The sequence below is a fragment of the Stenotrophomonas sp. YJH_SMC_14-1 genome (genome assembly GCF_059372275.1).
This window is the reverse complement of record NZ_JCAFVK010000004.1, coordinates 271,939-288,603: the sequence shown is the minus strand read 5'-3', so window position 1 is coordinate 288,603 and position 16,665 is coordinate 271,939. Positions and strand designations below refer to the sequence as shown.

The window sequence follows — 16,665 nt, the reverse complement described above, 5'->3', positions numbered from 1 at the left end:
GCTGGGGCAAGTTTGGCGCAAGTGCATCACCTTACCGTGACGTGCATGAATTTCCCCTCTCGTCTAGCGGCCGTGCTGGCCACGCTTCTGTGCGCGCCTGCGGCTTCGGCGCTGTCCCTGCAGGAAGCGCAGCGCGCAATGGAAGCACACAACCCTGACCTGCGCGCAGCGGCACTGGAGCTGCGCGGTGTGCAAGGCGATGCGCAGACGGCGGCATTGCGCCCGGCCACCGAGCTGTCGATCGGCACCAGCAAGATCAGCCCCAAGCACGGCATCGGTCCCGGACGCTGGCAGGACAAGCGGGTGGACAGTACCGTGGGCCTGGGCTGGACCTGGGAACGTGGTGGCAAGCGCGCACTGCGCATCCGCCAGGCCGACGCGCTGCTGGAAGTGGCCGGTCTGGAGATGCTCGATGCGCGGCGCCGCCAGCAAGTGGCGCTGCATGAAACCTATTTCGGCCTGAAGGGCGCCCAGGAGCGGGCGCGGATTGCCGAGGCCAACCGACAGAGTTCGGCCGAACAGATGGCAGCGGCGGACAAGCAGGTCGCGACAGGGGCGATGGCGCCGGTGGATCGCGCGCGGCTGGCGGTGGACGATCTCGCCGTAGCCGACGCGGCGCGCGAGGCGGCCCTGGATCTGCGCGACGCGCGGCATGCGCTGGGGCTGCTGCTCGGCCGCGATGACAGCCGCGACCTCAGTGCAGATGACCCCTGGCCGGATGCCAACAGCGTGGCCGATGTACGCGCGTTCGACCCGCAGCAGCGCGCCGACCTGCGTGCCGCGCGTTCGCGCCTGGCTGCGGCCGACGCGGGCGTGGCTCTGGCGCGCAGCGAGCGCCATCGCAATATCCAGCTGGGTGTGGAGGCCGAGCGCGAGCCGACCGACATCAGCGGTGTTACCTGGGGCGTGTCATTGACCATTCCGCTCGGCGGCCCGTCACGTGCACGCGGCGCGATCCGGCGTGCCGAGGCCGACCGTGACAGCGCCGCGCTGGAGCTGCAGGTACTGCAGCGCGAAGCACGCGCCGAGCTGGACCAGCTGCAGGCCAGCGCGCAGTCCGCCGCACAGCGCCGCAGCGACTATGAGGGACTGCAGTCCGACGCCGCACGCAAGGCGGTGCAGGGCATCGAACTGGCGTACCGGCGCGGCGCCGCCAGCCTGACCGATCTGCTGGATGCGCGCCGTAGCTGGCGCGACTTCGAGGCCGCGCTGATCGAGGCGCGCGCCGACCATGCCATTGCCCTGGCGCGCTGGGAAGCGGCCACATCCGTTGCTGAAGGAGAGTCCCGATGAAGTCCACCGTCGCCCATCGCCCGCGGGCGCGACACGCCGTGCTGCCGGCCCTGCTGGCGCTGGCCCTGCTGGGCGGCTGCGGCCGTGAGCCGGCGTCCTACACCGAGGATGCGCCGCAGATCAGTGCCGGCCAGATCCAGTTTCCTGCCGGCAGCCGCCAGCTGGACGTGCTGCGCAGCGAGGCGGTGACCGCCGGCGCCAGCGCCAGCCTGCAGCTGCCGGGCCGGGTGGTCTGGGACGAGACCCGTTCCAGTGCACTGCGCACGCCGTTGCCGGGGCAGGTGGCGCGCATCGAGGCGCAGCCGGGCCAGAAAGTGAAGGCCGGCCAAGTGATTGCCTGGATCACCTCGCCCGAGTTCGGCCAGGCCCAGGCGGAGGGCGTGCGTGGCCGCGCCGAGCTGCAGCAGGCGCGCAAGGAGCTGGAGCGCACCCGCGAGCTGCATGCGGCGGGTGTGGCGTCGGGCCGCGAACTGGACGAGGCGGAGGCCAACTTCGCCGGCAGCCAGGCCGATCATGCGCGTGCAACCGCCTTTGCCAAGGCATATGGCAATGGCCAGCGCGTCGACCAGCGCCTGCCGCTGCGCGCGCCGATCGATGGCGTGCTGGTGGAGCGACGGATGAGCCCGGGCATGGCGGTCAGCCCGGACAGCGAACAGCCGTTGGCGGTGATTGGTGATCCGGACCGCCTGTGGTTGCTGCTGGATGTTCCCGAGAGCCTGGCCGGACGCATGAAGGCGGGCATGCAGGTGAGCGTACCTGGTGCCGATGGCCAACTGCTGCAGGCGACCCTGCAGCACGTGGATGACTTCGTCGACCGCGAACGGCGCGTGGTGCAGGCGCGCGCCGAGCTGGACAACCGCGCACGCGGCTTCAAGGCAGGGCAGTACGTGCGCGCCCAGGTGGCGTTGCCGGCCGAGGGCGGTGTCTCGCTGCCCGATGCGGCCGTGCTGCTGATCGACGGCAAGCAGGTGGTGTTCGTGGAGAGGGACAAGGGACGCTACGTGCGCCATGCCGTGCACGCCGAGGAGCTGGGTGACGGCCGGCTGTGGGTGCGTGACGGCCTGGCGGTTGGCAGCAGGGTGGTGGTCGAGGGCGGCCTGCTGTTGCAGCAGCTGGTCGACAGCGCGCCAGCCGCCGCCAGCGCCGGCACGGGGCACGCGGCCCCATGATCGATCGCCTGATTGCCTACTGCCTGCGCCAGCCGCTGATGGTGATGCTGGCACTGCTGTTGTTCATCGGCGGCGGTATCGCCGCATTCCGCGTGCTGCCGGTGGAGGCCTTCCCGGATGTGTCCGATACCCAGGTGACGGTGGTGTCGCTGCACCCGGGCCGCGCCGCCGAAGAGGTGGAACGCGAAGTGACGATGCCGCTGGAAGTGGCCTTGTCCGGCATTCCGCATTCGGTGCGGGTGTTCTCGCATACCCAGTTCGGCCTGTCGATGATCATCCTGACCTTCGACGACAAGGCCGATGACTACTTCGCGCGCCAGCAGGTGCTGGAGCGCCTGCAGGGGGTGGAGCTGCCGGAAGGGGTGACACCGGAACTGGAGGCGATGAGTTCGGCGGTGGGTGAGATCTACCGGTACGTGCTCAAAGGCCCGCACATGACGCCGACCCAGCTGCGCACCGTGCAGGAATGGACGATGGAACGCAGCCTGCGCACCGTGCCGGGCGTGGCCGATGTGATCAGCTTCGGCGGCTTCGCGCGCACGTTCCAGGTCAAGCCGGACCTGGACAAGCTGCGTGACCGCGGCATCAGCCTGGGTGAGTTCGCCGAGGCGCTGGAAAAGGGCAGCTCCAATGCCGGCGGCGGCTACGTGGAACGCGGGCAGCAGCAGTTCCTGATCCGCGGCGTCGGTCTGATGCGCTCGCCCGCCGACATCGGCAATGTGGTGGTTGCGCAGCGCGGGGGCACGCCGATCCTGGTGCGTGACCTGGCCGGCATCGCCGATACCGGCCTGCCACGGCAGGGCCTGGTCGGCCAGGACGACAATGACGATGCGGTGTTCGGCATGGTGCTGATGCGCAAGGGTGAGAATCCGTCCGACGTGCTCGACGCCCTGCATGCGCGCATCGCCGAGATCGAGGCCAACCAGCTGCCGCACGGGGTCAGCATCGAGCCGTTCTACGACCGCTCGTGGCTGGTCTCGACCACGCTGAAAACCGTCTTCAGCAACCTGCTGGAAGGCGCGGTGCTGGTGTTCCTGGTGCTGTGGCTGTTCCTGTACAACGCCCGCGCCGCACTGATCGTGGCGGCGATGATGCCGCTTGCGCTGCTGTCGACCTTCCTCGGCCTGCATCTGTGGGGCGTACCGGCCAACCTGCTGTCGTTGGGTGCGATGGACTTCGGCATCATCATCGATGGCGCGGTGATCGTGACCGAGCACATCGTCTCGCGATTGTCCAAGCTGCCCCCTGCGGCCGACCGGAAGACACGGTTTTCAACCATTCTTTCGGCAGCGTCGGAAGTGGGGCGGCCGACGTTTTTCTCGATGTTGATCATCATCGCCGCACACATCCCGATCTTCACCCTGCAGCGCCAGGAGGGCCGCATGTTCGCGCCGATGGCTTATTCGGTGACCTCGGCGTTGATCGGTGCATTGATCCTGGCGCTGACCGTGGTGCCCCTGTTCTGCTACTGGTGGTTGCGGCGCGACCGCATGCGCGACGGCAATCCGCTGATGGACCGCCTGACCGGCTGGTACCGGCCGATCCTGGAGCGCGCTCTGGCTCGCCCGCGTGCGGTGGTACTGACCGCGGTTGCGCTGCTGGTCGGCACGCTCGCGCTGGGCACGCGGCTGGGTTCGGAGTTCCTGCCCGAGCTGGACGAGGGCTCGATCTGGCTGACCGCCACGCTTGACCCCAGCACCAGCCTGGCCGAGGGGCAGCAGCAGTCGCGGCGCATCCGTGAGCTGGTCGGCACCTTCCCGCAGGTATCGACGGTGGTGGCCAAACTGGGGCGCCCGGAAGACGGCTCAGATGCCAAGGGCGCGAACCAGATCGAGGCGCTGGTGGCGTTGAAGCCGGAGAAGAAATGGCCGAAGGGGGTGGACAAGCGGCAGTTGGTCAGCGACCTGCAGCGCACGCTGGAGCAGCGCATTCCGGGGCCGGAGTTCTCGATCTCGCAGCCGGTGCGCGACAACATCCTGGAGAGCATCTCGCAGATCAAGGGCCAGGTGGTGATCAAGGTCAGCGGCTCGGATCTGGATGTACTCAACCAGCAGGCGCAGGCGATCCTGGGCCAGGTGCGTAGCGTGGAGGGCGTGGAGAGTGCCTTCATCGACCGCGACGGCTCACTGCCGCAGCTGCAGATCGAAATCGACCGCGACCGTGCTGCGCGCTATGGCTTGAACGTGCGCGACATCGACGAGGTGATCGAGACCGCACTGGGCGGGCGCCAGGTCGGCGAGTTGTGGGAGGGTGACCGCAGGTTTCCGATCACGCTGCGCCTGGACGATGCCGACCGTGACCTGCAACGGCTGCGCACGGTGCCGGTCGGCATCGGCGATGGCCACACGGTGACGTTGTCCGAGGTGGCCGACTTCCGCATGGCCAGCGGCGCGATCAACATCTCGCGCGAGAACGCACAGCGGGTCAAGGCGGTGAGCATCTTCATCGCCGGGCGTGACATGGGCAGCGTGGTGGCCGACATGCGCAAGCGCGTGGACGCCAGCGTGCAGTTGCCGGAAGGCTACCGGCTGGAATGGTCCGGGGAGTTCGAGAACCAGCAGCGTGCGATGAAGCGGCTGGGCTGGGTGATCCCGCTGTCGGTGCTGATCATCTTCGTGCTGCTGTTCGATGCCTTCAAGGACATCAGCAGTGCGGCGCTGATCCTGGCCAACGTGCCACTGGCGATGATTGGCGGCATCCTCGCCCTGTGGTTGACCGGCATCCCGCTGTCGGTGTCTGCGGCGATCGGTTTCATTGCATTGTTCGGGCAGGCGGTCTTGAACGGGGTGGTGATGCTCAGTCGCTTTGCCCAGCTGCGCGAGCAGGGCATGGACCTGCTGCAGTCGGTGGTGCAGGGCTCGCTGCAGCGCCTGCGCACGGTGCTGATGACCGCACTGCTGGCGATGTTCGGCCTGCTGCCGATGGCGACCTCGCATGCCATTGGCGCCGAGACCCAGAAGCCGCTGGCGGTGGTGGTGATCGGTGGCCTGCTGTCGGCGATGCTGCTGACCCTGCTGGTACTGCCGACGCTTTACTACTGGGTGCATCGCCGCCGCGAGGCACGCACGGACTGACGGTGATGTCCGGTTCTGCGCCCGGTAGAGGCCAACCTTGGTTGGCACGCGGCGAGGCGCCCACCAATGTGGGCGAATACCGGTGCGCAATGGCCGCGAACTACACCATCCCGCCATTGGCGCGCAGGACCTGACCGTTGATCCACCCGCCATCGGCACCGGCCAAGAACGCCACCGCACCGGCGATGTCCTCCGGCGTACCCAGCCGCTCCAGCGGGTTCATCTTCGCCAGCCGCTCGATCAGTTCCGGCGACTTTCCGTCCAGGAACAGGTCGGTAGCGGTCGGACCAGGAGCCACCGCGTTTACGGTGATGTTGCGCCCGCGCAGCTCCTTGCTGAGGATCGCGCCCATCGTCTCCACCGCCGCCTTGCTGGCGGCATACACGCTGTAGTTCTCCAGTCTGATGCCGACCACGCTGGTGGACAGGGTGATCAGGCGGCCACCGTCGCGCACCCGTCGCGAGCTCTCGCGCAGCACGTTGAAGGCGCCTTTCAGGTTGATCCCGATCACCCGCTCGAACAGGGCATCGTCGCTGTTGGCCAGCGGCACCAACTGCAGCACGCCGGCACTGTTCACCACTACGTCGATACCGCCGAAGCGCGCCTCGATGGCATCGAACAGCTGCCGCACCGCCTGAGGATCGGCGACATCGGCCTGCAGGGCGATGGCCTGCGCGCCGGCTGCGCTGAGCTCGGCCGCCAAAGCTTCGGCGTCGTCGCGGCGCCCCGCATAGTTGATCGCGAGCGCGTGGCCATCGGCGGCCAGGCGGCGGGAGATGGCGGCGCCGATGCCACGGGAGCCGCCGGTGACCAGGGCGACAGAGCGGGCGGGGGAGAGGGTCATGGTCGGTTCCAGCGGGCGCGCCGGAGTGGCGCAGGGCCATCTTCGCGATATTGCCTTTTCGGATAATCCTGCATAATCCGTCAACATCATCCGGACAGCCGAACAATGGATCGTTTCACGGCCATGCGCGCCTTCGTCCGCATCGTCGAGCGCCGCAGCTTCACCCGGGCCTCCGAGGACCTGGGCCTGCCGCGGGCCACGGTGACCGACGCGATCAAGGCGCTGGAACAGCGGCTGGGCGTGCGCCTGCTGCACCGGACCACCCGACTGGTGGTGCCGACGTTGGAAGGCGAGGCCTTCTATGGCCGTTGCCTGCGCCTGATCGCCGACATGGACGATGCCGAGGCAGCGTTCCGTGATGCCCCGCCACGTGGCCCGTTGCGCATTGAAGTGCATGGCACGCTGGGCCGGCACCTGCTGTTTCCGCACCTGCCGGAATTCCTGCAGCGCTACCCGGAGATCGAGCTGGACGTCAGTGAAGGCGACCGCTATGTCGACCTGCTGCGCGAAGGCGTGGATGCGGCGTTGCGGGTGGGGACGCTGGCCGACAGCGATCTGGCGGCGCGCCGGTTGACGATGCTGCGCGAGGCCACGGTGGCCGCTCCGGGTTATGTGCAGGCGCACGGCCTGCCCGATACCATTGAATCGCTGGAGCAAGGCCATCAGATGGTCGGCTACCGATCCAGCGCCACTGGCCAGCTGATCCCTCTGGAGTTCCAACAGGCGGGACAGGTGCGCTACGTGCCGCTGCAGGCGCGGGTGCGTGTTTCCGGCGCGGATGCATTCCTTGGGGCCGCGTTGGCGGGCCTGGGCATCATCCAGGCACCGCGCTACCGGATGGACCCGTATATCGCGCGCGGGCAGCTGGTCGAGCTGTTGCCTGAGGTGCCCCCGACGCCGAGCCCGTTGAGCCTGGTCTACCCGCGCAACCGCACGCCGTCGCCACGGTTGCGGGTGTTCATCGACTGGGTGGCCGGGGTGTTCGAGCAGACCGGGGTTGCCGGCTAGCGGCCGGCACTACCGGGCCCGGTCGAACAAGGTGGGGTAGCGCTTGGGTAGTGCCGACCGCTGGCTGGCATCACAGCGCTGCCAACGGCCCCTGCATGCGATGGAAACTGCCGTCGGTGGCGGTGAACCAGGCCAGCGAACGCCCGCCGACGAAGTCATCGACATGCACGACCGTAGCGCCATCGGCTTCCTGCCACGAAATGGCATAGACCCCGTCGCTGATCCGCTGCCACTCGCAGGCGGCTTCGCCCTGCGCACCGGCATAGGCGCCGGAGACGATGGCGTACTGCACGTGGCGGCCATCGGCGCTGTAGACATTGTCGGCGGCCAGGCCGTCATAGCTGACGCGGAAGCGGCGGCCGGCGAACAACGGCAAGGCAGGGGCAGTGTTCATCGGATCGCCACCGGGTTGATGTTGACCTGGGTCGAGCCGACGTAGAGCGGCTGGCCGAGCACGAACAGGAATTCCCAGGCCTTGTCGCGCACCAGGGCACGGCTGTCGATCAGCTCCAGGTTGTAGATGCCGCGCTTGGCCAGCATGTACTGGTTGATCGGGAACTCCTCGGCACCGTTCGGGTTCGGGTAGACCTCCGAGGCCCAGGTGTCGCCACCGAAGGCGACGATGCCCTGGTCAGCCAGCCACTTCGCGGCCTCCATGCCGATACCCGGCTCCACTTCCAGGAACTGCGTGTCGTCCTTGCCTATCAGTTCCAGCCAACCGGTGTTGAACAGCACCACGTCGCCCTTGCGCAGGCTCAGGCCCTGCTTCTTCAGCACGGCCTGGATGTCTGCCACGGTGAACTCGGTGCCGCCGGGCACGATCGCCTTGCCGTAGTACGCGGTCATGTCCAGCACGACGCCGCGGGTGACCATCGGCGGTACCTTCTCGACGCCGAGCTTGCGCACGCCGTCCACGGTGACGAAGTCGGCGGCCTTGTTGCCGTTGTAGTAAACATTGTCGATGCCGATATGGCCGATGCCGTTGAGCTGGGTGCCAACGCCGGTCCAGGCGTTCACCAGTTCATCGTTGAAGGTGAACTTGTTGGGGCCCAGCGACTTGCCGGCCTGCTGGCCGACCTGCACGTTGTACAGGCGGAAGCTGCGGTGACGGAACGCGGGCAGGTTCTTGTCCACCGGTACCGCCAGCGGATAGGTCTTGCCGGTCCTGACCAGCGAGACCGCGTGCTTGACCACGTCAGCGGTGAGCAGGTTGGCCGCGCCGATCTCGTCGTTGGCGCCGTAGGCAGAGGGATACCACTCCTCGGCGGTGGCCTGGAAGGACAGCGGCAGGGTGGCCAGCGCAAGCGCGGCCAGGGTCTTCATCTTCATGGCAAAGCTCCGGTAACTGTCAGGCCGTCGCGGCGGCGCCGGCATGGGCCGGGAAGTGCGGCAGCACGTACTCGGCTATTTCGTGGAAGGTTTCGGCCAACGGCCGTTCGTTGCGGCGGAACTGCAGGCCGATGTGGTCGACACCGGCCAACTGCATGGCGTGCAGCTCGGCCAGCAGTGCGTTGCGGCCGCCGCGCAGGCCGAAGCGCCAGCGCTGCAGGGGGGCATCGGCATCGTCCACCAGGTCCAGGTGGATGAAGCTGGCATACGGCTTGTTGCCGGCCACGGCGCGCCACGCCGCCACGCGTTGCGCATGGTCCTGCGGCGTGCCCGGGTAGGCCAGGCAACCGTCCATGTGCTGGCCGATCCATGCTGGTTGCTGTTGGGCCAGGCCGGCCACGAAGAACGGCAGGGCCTGGCCATCGGCGGGCAGCACGTCCAGGCCCTGCGGCAGGTGCGCGGCGGCGCCTTCGCGCAGCAATGCGATCTGCTCGCGGAAACGGCTGCCACGGCTGTCGAAGTCGCGACCGAACAGCGGGTACTCCACCGGGCGGTCGCCACTGGCCACGCCCAGCAACAGGCGGTCGCCGCTCAGCCGCTGCACGCTGCGCGCCGACTTCAGGGTCAGCAACGGCTCACGGATCGGCAGCACCACCGCACCGGTGCCCAGCAGGATGTCATTGGTGATGCCGGCCAGGTAGCCGAGGTAACTGAATACCTCGAACACCTGCGCCGCATCGCCGAAGGCCGGGTCGTACACCGGCACGTCGCGTACCCACAGCGCACGGAAGCCGAGGCGGTCGGCCAACCGTGCCAGTTCCGCATGGCGCTGCAGGTCCGGTTCACCGGGCAGGCGTCGCGCGGCGCGTCGTGCCTGTTCGCCCAGCGGCGTCCAGTCATTGTCCAGCGGTGCTTCGATGCCGATGCTGAAACCACCGGCCTGCAGCCGCGCCAACGCACTGCCCATGGCCAGGCTCCTCAGTCCCAGGCCGGGGCCAGGCCCGGCGGATCGACTTCGCGGCCGTTGCGGTCAAGTGCAGCGATCGCGGCCATGTCATCGGCATCCAGGTGCAGGTCCTGGGCGAGCAGGTTGCTGGCCAGATTCTCGCGCTTGGTCGAGGACGGAATGACCGAGTAACCCCGCTGCAGCGCCCACGCCAGCGCGACCTGGGCCACGGTGGCCTGGTGCTTGTCGGCGATGGCGGCCAGCACCGGATCCTTCAGTACCTTGCCGTAGACCAGGGTCATGTAGGAGGTCACGGTGATGCCCTGGTCCTGCAGGAAGGCGGTCAGTGCCGGGTTCTGCAGGTAGGGGCTCAGTTCGATCTGGTTGGTGGCGATCTGGCCGGCACCGACCACCTCGATGGCCTGCCGGGTCAGCTCGATGTTGAAGTTGGACACACCGATCTGGCGGGTCAGGCCCAGCGTCCTGGCTTCGGCCAGCGCGGTCATGTACTCGCGCAGTTCAACGCCATTGCCCGGCGCCGGCCAGTGGATCAGCAGCAGGTCGACGTAGTCGGTGCGCAGCTTGGCCAGGCTGTCGCGCAGGCTCGGGATCAGCTTGTCGGCAGCGTAGTTGTCCACCCAGATCTTGGTGGTCAGGAACAGCTGGTCGCGCGGAACGCCGGATTCGGCGATGGCCTGGCCGACTTCGGCTTCGTTGCCATAGATCTGCGCGGTATCGACTGCACGGTAGCCAACGTCGAGGGCGTTGCGCACCGAGTCGATGACGGTCTGGCCGGTCAGGCGGAAGGTGCCGACGCCAAAGGAAGGAACGCTCATGATGGACTCCAGGGACTTCGTTGAGAGCCGGTGGGCTCGGGACAGGGCGAAGTGTGGGTGCTTTACATTTGTTGATTAAGCCGTGTATACGGGAAACGCTTTTGCGCCGAGGTAAAAAATGAAAACCACCCTGGATGAGCTGAAGGCCTTCGTGGCCGTGGTCGACAGCGGTTCGATCACGGCGGCGGCCGAGGCGCTGGAACTGACCATCTCGGCCACCAGCCGCACCCTGGCGCGGCTGGAGGACAAGCTGCAGACCACGCTGCTGCGACGGACCACGCGGCGGCTGGAACTGACCGAGGAAGGCGCGGCGTTCCTGGAGTACGCGCGTACGATCCTGGCCACGGTGGACGAGGCCGAGGAACAGATGGCCGCGCGGCGGCTGCAGCCGGTCGGACGCCTGCGCGTGGACGCCGCCACGCCGTTCATGCTGCACGTGATCGTGCCGCTGCTTGAGGGGTTCCGTGAGCGCTACCCGCAGGTGGAGCTGGAGCTGAATTCCAATGAAGGCATCACCGACCTGATCGAGAAGCGCACCGACGTAGCATTCCGAATTGGCGTGCTGCGCGACTCGACCCTGCATGCGCGGCCGATCGGCCACAGCCGCATCCGGGTGGTGGCCAGCCCCGAATACCTGCGCCGCCAGGGAACGCCCACGCGCGTGGAGCAGCTGCGTGAGCACGACCTGCTGGGTTTCACCCAGCCCAGTTCGTTGAACGAATGGCCGCTGCAGGATGCCGATGGCGGGCCTTTCGTGATCGAGCCGGCCATCGCTTCATCCAGTGGCGAGACACTGCGGCAGATGGCGGTAGCCGGGCTGGGCATCGCCTGCCTGTCTGATTTCCTGACCCGCCAGGACCGGCGTGATGGCCGCCTGGTGCAGCTGTTCGCCAGGCAGACGCAGGAAGTGCGGCAGCCGATCAACGCGGTGTACTACCGCAACACCGCGCTGGCCGCCCGCATCACCTGTTTCGTCGACCACGTGACGCAGACGCTCGGCCAGCGTCCGTTTGACGAATAAGGAGGGGTAGAGCCGGCCGCTGGCCGGCTTTCCCCACCTGCCGGATCACAGCAGCTGCCGGCCAGCGGCCGGCACTACCACTGGCTGCGTTGAACGCTTCGGTAGATCCACGCCATGCGTGGATGGCGTGTTTCAACCGACCCGCGGCCGGTGTCAGCGGGTGCGCAGCGCGCGCCGGTTGCCGATGTGCGCGCATGCCAGCAGCACGCCACCACTGGCTGTGGCCACGCCGTGCCAGAGCAGCGATTCCTTCAGCGGCAGGTACAGCGAGGCCGACAGCAGCAGGAGGGCGCCGATGCACGCCCACCACAGGGGCTGCCAGCGTCCATGCCGGTGCACCCCAGCGGTCGTACTGGCCAAGGCCAGCGACGAGGCCAGCAGCGCGAACAGCCATTCCCAGCGCGACATCGTCAACAGCAATGTCATCGCGCCATGGCCGGGATGCTGGAACGAGCGCAGCGCCATCATCGCGGCCGGCACGAAGGCCAGCAGCAGGGGCAGGGCGATGCAATGGGCGGCGCAGGCCAGGGACAGCCAGGCACCGGCGAGATCGAAGCGGGGGTGCCAGCGTGCCGAAGTTGGCGGCTGGGCCAGGGCCCTTGCGGGCGTCGTGGGGATGTGGTCCATAATGTTACATAGTAACAATTGGAGTCTCCCCATGAAGCGTTCTGCTGCTCTTTTCCTGTTGCTGGCTGCCGGTGCCGTGCAGGCCCATGACATCCGCCAGGACGCACCGCACGTGCACGGCCAGGCGACCGTCGATGTTGCGCTTGACCAGCACACGCTGGAATTCGCCCTTCATGCCCCCGGCATCGGCATCCTCGATTACGAGCGACCGCCGGCCAATGCAGCCGAGCAGGCCGCGCTGGCACGGGCTACGACAGTGCTGAAGGGCGGCAGCTGGGTCACCTTGCCCACCGCCGCGGGCTGCCGTCTGACCACCGGTAAAGCCGATGCAGAGGGCTTCGACGCGACGGCCGCCGCGCCGCCGCCGGGACAGCACCGGCACGCAGGTTTCAGCGCAACGCTGCAGTATCACTGTGCGAAACCTGCCGCGCTGCGCGCCATCGTCGTGCGCCTGCCCGTACTTTTCCCCGGCCTGCACGAAGTCATCGTCAACAGCGCAACCGCCAATGGCCAGAACCGCAGCGTGCTGACGCCCGACAACCTGCGCGTGGTGCTGGCACCGTGAGCGCGGCACCGGTGATCTCGCTGGAAGACGTGCAGTTCGGCTACGGCATGCAGCGGGTGCTGGACATCCCGCGGTTATGGGTCGAGCAGGGCAGCAGCGTGTTGCTGCGCGGAATCAGCGGTGGCGGCAAAAGTACCCTGCTGGGCCTGCTGGCGGGCGTGCTGCTGCCCGGCAAGGGCCGTGTCGAGGTGGCCGGCCAGGCGCTGCAGGACATGGGAGGCGCGGCGCGGGATCGTTTCCGCGCCGACCAGCTGGGCGTGATCTTCCAGCAGTTCAATCTGCTGCCGTTCCTCAGCGTGCGCGACAACATCGCGTTGGGCCTGCGCTTTTCGCGCCTGCGCAGCGCGCGCATCAGTGGGCCTTTGGATGCCGAGATCGCCCGCCTGCTGCAGGCCCTGCAGCTCAACCCTGAGCTTATGCAGCGGCCCGCGGGTAGGCTCAGTGTCGGCCAGCAACAACGCGTGGCGGCAGCACGCGCCCTGATCGGTCGTCCGGCATTGCTGCTGGCCGATGAGCCCACCTCGGCGCTTGACCGTGAAGCGGCAACCGCTTTCCTGAAGCTGATGTCCGCGCAGTGCCAGGCGGCCGGCACCACGGTGCTGGTGGTCAGCCATGACGACAGCCTGCAGCCCTTGTTCGACCGCACGATTTCACTGTCCGAGATCAACCAGGCAGGTGCCGGCCATGCTTGAGCTTGCCTGGGCCAGCCTGCGCAGCCGTGCGTTGAGTGTGGGACTGACCGTGCTGGTCATCACCCTCAGCGTGGTGCTGCTGCTGGGCGTCGAGCGTGTACGCACGCAGGCGCACGAGGGGTTCGCCAGCACCGTATCGGGCACCGACCTGATCGTCGGTGCGCGTTCGGGACCGGTGAACCTGCTGCTGTACTCGCTGTTCCATATCGGCGACCCGACCAACAACGTGTCCTGGCAGTCCTACCAGGAGCTGTCCGCCTTGCCGCAGGTGAAGTGGGCGGTGCCGCTCTCGTTGGGCGATTCGTGGCGCGGCTACCGCGTGGTCGGCACCAGCGATGGCTATTTCGAGCATTACCGCTACGGCGCCGGGCACGCGCTTGCGTTCGCGGACGGACGGCCGTTCGATGATCTGTATGACGTGGTGATCGGTGCCGAGGTGGCGCGCGCGCAGAAGGTCGGTCTGGGTGACCAGATCGTGCTGGCGCACGGCACCGGTGCGGTCACCCTGGCCACGCATTCCGACAAGCCGTTCCGTGTTGCCGGCATCCTGCAGCGCACCGGCACGCCGGTGGACTCGTCGCTACTGGTCTCGCTGCCGGCCATCGAGGCGATCCATGTCGACTGGCGATCGGGCGTGCAGCTGCGCAGCCAGCGCGTCAGCGCCGAGCAGGCGCGTCATCTGGATCTGACCCCGACCAGCATCACTGCCTTCATGCTCGGCCTGAACTCGCGCATTGCCACGTTTTCGGTGCAGCGCAGGATCAACGAGTATCCGGACGAGGCGATGCTGGCGATCCTGCCCGGCGTGACCCTGCAGCAGCTGTGGCAGTCGCTGGGCACCGCCGAGCGCGCACTGCAGCTGATCAGCGCGATGGTGGTGGCACTCGGCATGGTCTCGCTGGTGGCGCTGCTGGTCTCGACCCTGCAGGAGCGGCGGCGCGAGATGGCGATCCTGCGTGCCACCGGGGCACGGCCGGGTTACATCGCCGGCCTGCTGGTGGTGGAGGCGGTGGCGACCAGCGCGGCGGCCTGCGTGCTGGCGCTGGTGCTTCTGGTGGCCGCCAGCGTTGCCGGGCGCGGCTGGGCCCTGGCCACCTTCGGTCTGTCGATCACCCATGTCTGGCCGGACGGCCGTGAGCTGGCCTGGGTGGCAGGCGTGCTGGCGATCAGTGCGGTGGCTGGGCTGGTCCCGGCGTTGCTCGCTTACCGGCGCACCTTGGCCGATGGCCTTTCACCGGGAGGCTGAGCATGCGCTGGATGCTGTCGCTGCCGATGGTACTGGCCCTGGTTGCCTGCGAGCGGCCGGTGGATACCGGTGTGCAGGCCCTGCCACCCGCGCCGGTTGTCGACCGCGCTGACGCTGCGGATGCGGCAGAGCAGGAGCTGGACTGGCTGCAGATGATGCCCAAGGACGAGCTGGCCGCGCTGGAACGCGGCGAGGGCCCGGAGGTCGAGCACAACGGCAACCGGCGCATGCCGCAGTTCGGCACCTTCCGCACGGTGGACACGGTTCTGCAGCGGCCAGTGCGCCTGCCGGGCTACGTGGTACCGCTGGCCAACGCGCAGGACGGGCGGCTGACCGAATTCCTGTTCGTGCCGTACTACGGCGCCTGCATCCACGTGCCACCACCGCCGCCGAACCAGATCGTGCACGTGGTGCTGCCGCGCCCGATCGACATGCCTGACATGTACTCGCCGTTCTTCCTGGCCGGCACTCTGCGTGCCGAACGCTTGGACGACGATCTGGCCGGTTCGGCCTACACCATGCGTGACGCACAGTTGAGGCCCTATGAACCGTAGTCACCTGTTGCTGGCGTTGGGATGCCTGTGGTTGGCGGGCTGTACGGCGCCTGGCGGCGATGCGGTGGGGGTCACGCCGCAGGACAAACCGGCGCCCTCCGCCACGGCCGAAGCCCCCATCGACCGTTGGGACGCGTTGCGACCCGACGAAGTGACCTACCAGCGACCGCCGCCGCAGATCGGCCTGTCACGCAATGGCATGGACGGCGTGGGTGGCCTGATCGACGACACCGGCTCGGGCACGCCACCGGGGCTGGAGATCGACCATTCCAGCCCGGATCGCGCCAAACAGTTCGGCTCTTCGCGGGTGGTCGATGCTGTCAATGGTCGCGCGGTGGATCTGGATGGCTACGTGGTACCACTCGGCACCAACGATGCAGGATTGGTGGATGAACTGCTGTTCGTGCCGTTCTACGGCGCGTGCATCCACGTGCCGCCACCACCACCGAACCAGATCATCCACGTGACCCTGGCGACGCCGATCGCACTGGGCGATCTGTGGGATCCGTACCGGCTTGCCGGTCGTCTGCAGGTGAAGCGTTTCGATGCGGATATCGCCAGCGCGTCCTACGATGCCGCGGCGGCCACGCTGACGGCGATCCGCAACTGATGCGCAGGCGATGGATCATGGCTGCCGGGGTGCTGCTGGGCGCGGTGGTGCTGCTGTGGTGGCAGCGGCAGCGCGCACCCATCGCGCCGCCTGCGGTCGCGTTTCCGGCGCCGACGTCCAATGCCAGCCAGCGCATCGAACAGCGCCTGGGTGACGACCACGCATTCCGCAACGACGTGCTGTTCCTGCTCGCGGCAACATTGCGCGACCGCTGCCAGCCGGCGCAGGCGGGAGTGCTGGCGCGCATGGCCAATCGTGCATCGCTGCCGGTGCTGGCGGCAGTCAGCGCGGTGACCCAGCAGGATCCATCGCTGGACCGGCCGATCTACCAGTACATCCAGCATCGCGCCGACGCGACGCCGTGCGGGCAGACGCTGCAGATGCCGTTGGCCGGTGGACGCCGCATGGCCGTGGACATCGAACAGTACGCGCGCACGTTCCCGGACAGCTACTTCGACCCGCAACGCAGCAGCGAACCGCGGGATTTCGGCGGGCTGTCGTTGCAGCAGCGCGCCGGCAATGCCTGCAACAGCGTGGTGTACTCGGTGTTGCCTTTGGGCGGCACCGATTGGCGGTGCAGCAGCCTGCGCGCACAGGCCCGTGCGCGGGTGCGCGGGCTGTGCGAGGACGAACTGCGGCGCCAGCATGGCGGAACTAGCGGGGAACTGGACATGGCTGTGGGGAAGGGCATGCAGGCGGCGGTGGTATCGGCGGTTGCCGCGCTGCCGGAAGACTGTCGGTGATGATCCCTGACACCGGGCACGACCCGGCATGAGAGCACGACAACATGAACATTGCCTGGGCCCCAATCTGAATCGGCGGCGCTGTTTTCATAACTATACAGGACATCC

17 protein-coding genes are annotated in these 16,665 nt (G+C 67.8%); 11 read left to right on the top strand and 6 right to left on the bottom strand.

What is annotated here, in order from left to right; all coding sequences use genetic code 11:
- Window positions 1-45 precede the first annotated feature (45 nt).
- The 3 genes from AC5P9P_RS12990 to AC5P9P_RS12980 are packed head-to-tail and all read left to right on the top strand — an operon-like array spanning window position 46 to window position 5,536.
- The gene (locus AC5P9P_RS12990) at window positions 46-1,293 is read left to right on the top strand and encodes a TolC family protein (RefSeq protein ID WP_111108888.1); all 1,248 of its coding nucleotides are present in this window, start codon (window positions 46-48) and stop codon (window positions 1,291-1,293) included.
- On the top strand, window positions 1,290-2,462 hold the full coding sequence (locus tag AC5P9P_RS12985) for an efflux RND transporter periplasmic adaptor subunit (RefSeq protein WP_111108889.1): 1,173 nt from the start codon (window positions 1,290-1,292) through the stop codon (window positions 2,460-2,462). The genes AC5P9P_RS12990 and AC5P9P_RS12985 overlap by 4 nt, the downstream gene beginning before the upstream one ends.
- A complete protein-coding gene (locus AC5P9P_RS12980) occupies window positions 2,459-5,536 on the top strand; it encodes an efflux RND transporter permease subunit (protein ID WP_049403359.1) in 3,078 nt (1,025 codons plus the stop codon). The genes AC5P9P_RS12985 and AC5P9P_RS12980 overlap by 4 nt, the downstream gene beginning before the upstream one ends.
- Before the next feature lie 100 nt (window positions 5,537-5,636).
- On the opposite strand, the gene AC5P9P_RS12975 is transcribed toward AC5P9P_RS12980, so the two are convergent.
- Window positions 5,637-6,380, bottom strand: a complete 744-nt coding sequence (locus tag AC5P9P_RS12975) for an SDR family oxidoreductase (protein WP_111187955.1) — start codon at window positions 6,378-6,380, stop codon at window positions 5,637-5,639.
- A 105-nt stretch (window positions 6,381-6,485) separates the two neighbouring features.
- On the opposite strand from AC5P9P_RS12975, the gene AC5P9P_RS12970 reads away from it, so the two are divergent.
- Complete coding sequence (locus AC5P9P_RS12970; RefSeq protein WP_033835035.1) at window positions 6,486-7,388, top strand: LysR family transcriptional regulator; 903 nt, start codon at window positions 6,486-6,488, stop codon at window positions 7,386-7,388.
- 70 nt (window positions 7,389-7,458) lie between these two features.
- Here AC5P9P_RS12970 and AC5P9P_RS12965 read toward each other — a convergent pair whose 3' ends face one another.
- From AC5P9P_RS12965 to dkgB, 4 genes are read right to left on the bottom strand one after another with little or no spacing between them, the layout of a single operon-like run.
- A complete protein-coding gene (locus AC5P9P_RS12965; protein ID WP_049452322.1) occupies window positions 7,459-7,782 on the bottom strand; it encodes a MoaF-related domain-containing protein in 324 nt (107 codons plus the stop codon).
- Entirely contained in the window at window positions 7,779-8,717 is a 939-nt protein-coding gene (locus AC5P9P_RS12960; RefSeq protein ID WP_080354166.1) for a cyclase family protein, read from the bottom strand. Before AC5P9P_RS12960 ends, AC5P9P_RS12965 begins: the two co-directional genes overlap by 4 nt.
- A 19-nt stretch (window positions 8,718-8,736) precedes the next feature.
- A complete protein-coding gene (locus tag AC5P9P_RS12955; RefSeq protein WP_184013640.1) occupies window positions 8,737-9,684 on the bottom strand; it encodes a TIGR03571 family LLM class oxidoreductase in 948 nt (315 codons plus the stop codon).
- 11 nt (window positions 9,685-9,695) lie between these two features.
- Window positions 9,696-10,499, bottom strand: a complete 804-nt coding sequence (gene dkgB, locus AC5P9P_RS12950; RefSeq protein ID WP_495232839.1) for a 2,5-didehydrogluconate reductase DkgB — start codon at window positions 10,497-10,499, stop codon at window positions 9,696-9,698.
- Between the two features lie 118 nt (window positions 10,500-10,617).
- Between dkgB and AC5P9P_RS12945 the strand changes: the two genes are divergently transcribed.
- Window positions 10,618-11,520 carry a LysR family transcriptional regulator gene (locus AC5P9P_RS12945; RefSeq protein ID WP_005413602.1) on the top strand — a complete coding sequence of 301 codons (903 nt, stop codon included), beginning with the start codon at window positions 10,618-10,620 and terminating at the stop codon, window positions 11,518-11,520.
- A 153-nt stretch (window positions 11,521-11,673) separates the two neighbouring features.
- Here AC5P9P_RS12945 and AC5P9P_RS12940 read toward each other — a convergent pair whose 3' ends face one another.
- On the bottom strand, window positions 11,674-12,147 hold the full coding sequence (locus AC5P9P_RS12940) for a MerC domain-containing protein (protein ID WP_049403354.1): 474 nt from the start codon (window positions 12,145-12,147) through the stop codon (window positions 11,674-11,676).
- 31 nt (window positions 12,148-12,178) lie between these two features.
- Between AC5P9P_RS12940 and AC5P9P_RS12935 the strand changes: the two genes are divergently transcribed.
- From AC5P9P_RS12935 to AC5P9P_RS12910, 6 genes are read left to right on the top strand one after another with little or no spacing between them, the layout of a single operon-like run.
- Window positions 12,179-12,712 carry a ZrgA family zinc uptake protein gene (locus AC5P9P_RS12935; protein WP_495232838.1) on the top strand — a complete coding sequence of 178 codons (534 nt, stop codon included), beginning with the start codon at window positions 12,179-12,181 and terminating at the stop codon, window positions 12,710-12,712.
- Window positions 12,709-13,404, top strand: a complete 696-nt coding sequence (locus AC5P9P_RS12930; protein ID WP_111187958.1) for an ATP-binding cassette domain-containing protein — start codon at window positions 12,709-12,711, stop codon at window positions 13,402-13,404. The genes AC5P9P_RS12935 and AC5P9P_RS12930 overlap by 4 nt, the downstream gene beginning before the upstream one ends.
- The gene (locus tag AC5P9P_RS12925; protein WP_495232837.1) at window positions 13,397-14,650 is read left to right on the top strand and encodes an ABC transporter permease; all 1,254 of its coding nucleotides are present in this window, start codon (window positions 13,397-13,399) and stop codon (window positions 14,648-14,650) included. Before AC5P9P_RS12930 ends, AC5P9P_RS12925 begins: the two co-directional genes overlap by 8 nt.
- 2 nt (window positions 14,651-14,652) lie before the next feature.
- Window positions 14,653-15,204 carry a DUF3299 domain-containing protein gene (locus AC5P9P_RS12920; RefSeq protein ID WP_033835026.1) on the top strand — a complete coding sequence of 184 codons (552 nt, stop codon included), beginning with the start codon at window positions 14,653-14,655 and terminating at the stop codon, window positions 15,202-15,204.
- Entirely contained in the window at window positions 15,194-15,814 is a 621-nt protein-coding gene (locus AC5P9P_RS12915) for a DUF3299 domain-containing protein (RefSeq protein WP_049403350.1), read from the top strand. The genes AC5P9P_RS12920 and AC5P9P_RS12915 overlap by 11 nt, the downstream gene beginning before the upstream one ends.
- Window positions 15,814-16,557, top strand: a complete 744-nt coding sequence (locus AC5P9P_RS12910; protein WP_111187959.1) for a hypothetical protein — start codon at window positions 15,814-15,816, stop codon at window positions 16,555-16,557. The genes AC5P9P_RS12915 and AC5P9P_RS12910 overlap by 1 nt, the downstream gene beginning before the upstream one ends.
- Window positions 16,558-16,665: the final 108 nt, after the last annotated feature.

Excerpts from the sequence above, each read along its gene's own strand:
- AC5P9P_RS12940 (WP_049403354.1), bottom strand. The coding sequence starts at position 12,147 with ATGGACCACATCCCCACGACGCCCGCAAGGGCCCTGGCCCAGCCGCCA.
- AC5P9P_RS12985 (WP_111108889.1), top strand. The coding sequence starts at position 1,290 with ATGAAGTCCACCGTCGCCCATCGCCCGCGGGCGCGACACGCCGTGCTG.
- AC5P9P_RS12960 (WP_080354166.1), bottom strand. The coding sequence starts at position 8,717 with ATGAAGATGAAGACCCTGGCCGCGCTTGCGCTGGCCACCCTGCCGCTG.
- AC5P9P_RS12935 (WP_495232838.1), top strand. The coding sequence starts at position 12,179 with ATGAAGCGTTCTGCTGCTCTTTTCCTGTTGCTGGCTGCCGGTGCCGTG.
- AC5P9P_RS12910 (WP_111187959.1), top strand. The coding sequence starts at position 15,814 with ATGCGCAGGCGATGGATCATGGCTGCCGGGGTGCTGCTGGGCGCGGTG.
- AC5P9P_RS12945 (WP_005413602.1), top strand. The coding sequence starts at position 10,618 with ATGAAAACCACCCTGGATGAGCTGAAGGCCTTCGTGGCCGTGGTCGAC.
- AC5P9P_RS12920 (WP_033835026.1), top strand. The coding sequence starts at position 14,653 with ATGCGCTGGATGCTGTCGCTGCCGATGGTACTGGCCCTGGTTGCCTGC.
- AC5P9P_RS12975 (WP_111187955.1), bottom strand. The coding sequence starts at position 6,380 with ATGACCCTCTCCCCCGCCCGCTCTGTCGCCCTGGTCACCGGCGGCTCC.
- AC5P9P_RS12965 (WP_049452322.1), bottom strand. The coding sequence starts at position 7,782 with ATGAACACTGCCCCTGCCTTGCCGTTGTTCGCCGGCCGCCGCTTCCGC.
- AC5P9P_RS12925 (WP_495232837.1), top strand. The coding sequence starts at position 13,397 with ATGCTTGAGCTTGCCTGGGCCAGCCTGCGCAGCCGTGCGTTGAGTGTG.
- AC5P9P_RS12915 (WP_049403350.1), top strand. The coding sequence starts at position 15,194 with ATGAACCGTAGTCACCTGTTGCTGGCGTTGGGATGCCTGTGGTTGGCG.
- AC5P9P_RS12970 (WP_033835035.1), top strand. The coding sequence starts at position 6,486 with ATGGATCGTTTCACGGCCATGCGCGCCTTCGTCCGCATCGTCGAGCGC.
- AC5P9P_RS12980 (WP_049403359.1), top strand. The coding sequence starts at position 2,459 with ATGATCGATCGCCTGATTGCCTACTGCCTGCGCCAGCCGCTGATGGTG.
- AC5P9P_RS12955 (WP_184013640.1), bottom strand. The coding sequence starts at position 9,684 with ATGGGCAGTGCGTTGGCGCGGCTGCAGGCCGGTGGTTTCAGCATCGGC.
- AC5P9P_RS12990 (WP_111108888.1), top strand. The coding sequence starts at position 46 with ATGAATTTCCCCTCTCGTCTAGCGGCCGTGCTGGCCACGCTTCTGTGC.
- dkgB (WP_495232839.1), bottom strand. The coding sequence starts at position 10,499 with ATGAGCGTTCCTTCCTTTGGCGTCGGCACCTTCCGCCTGACCGGCCAG.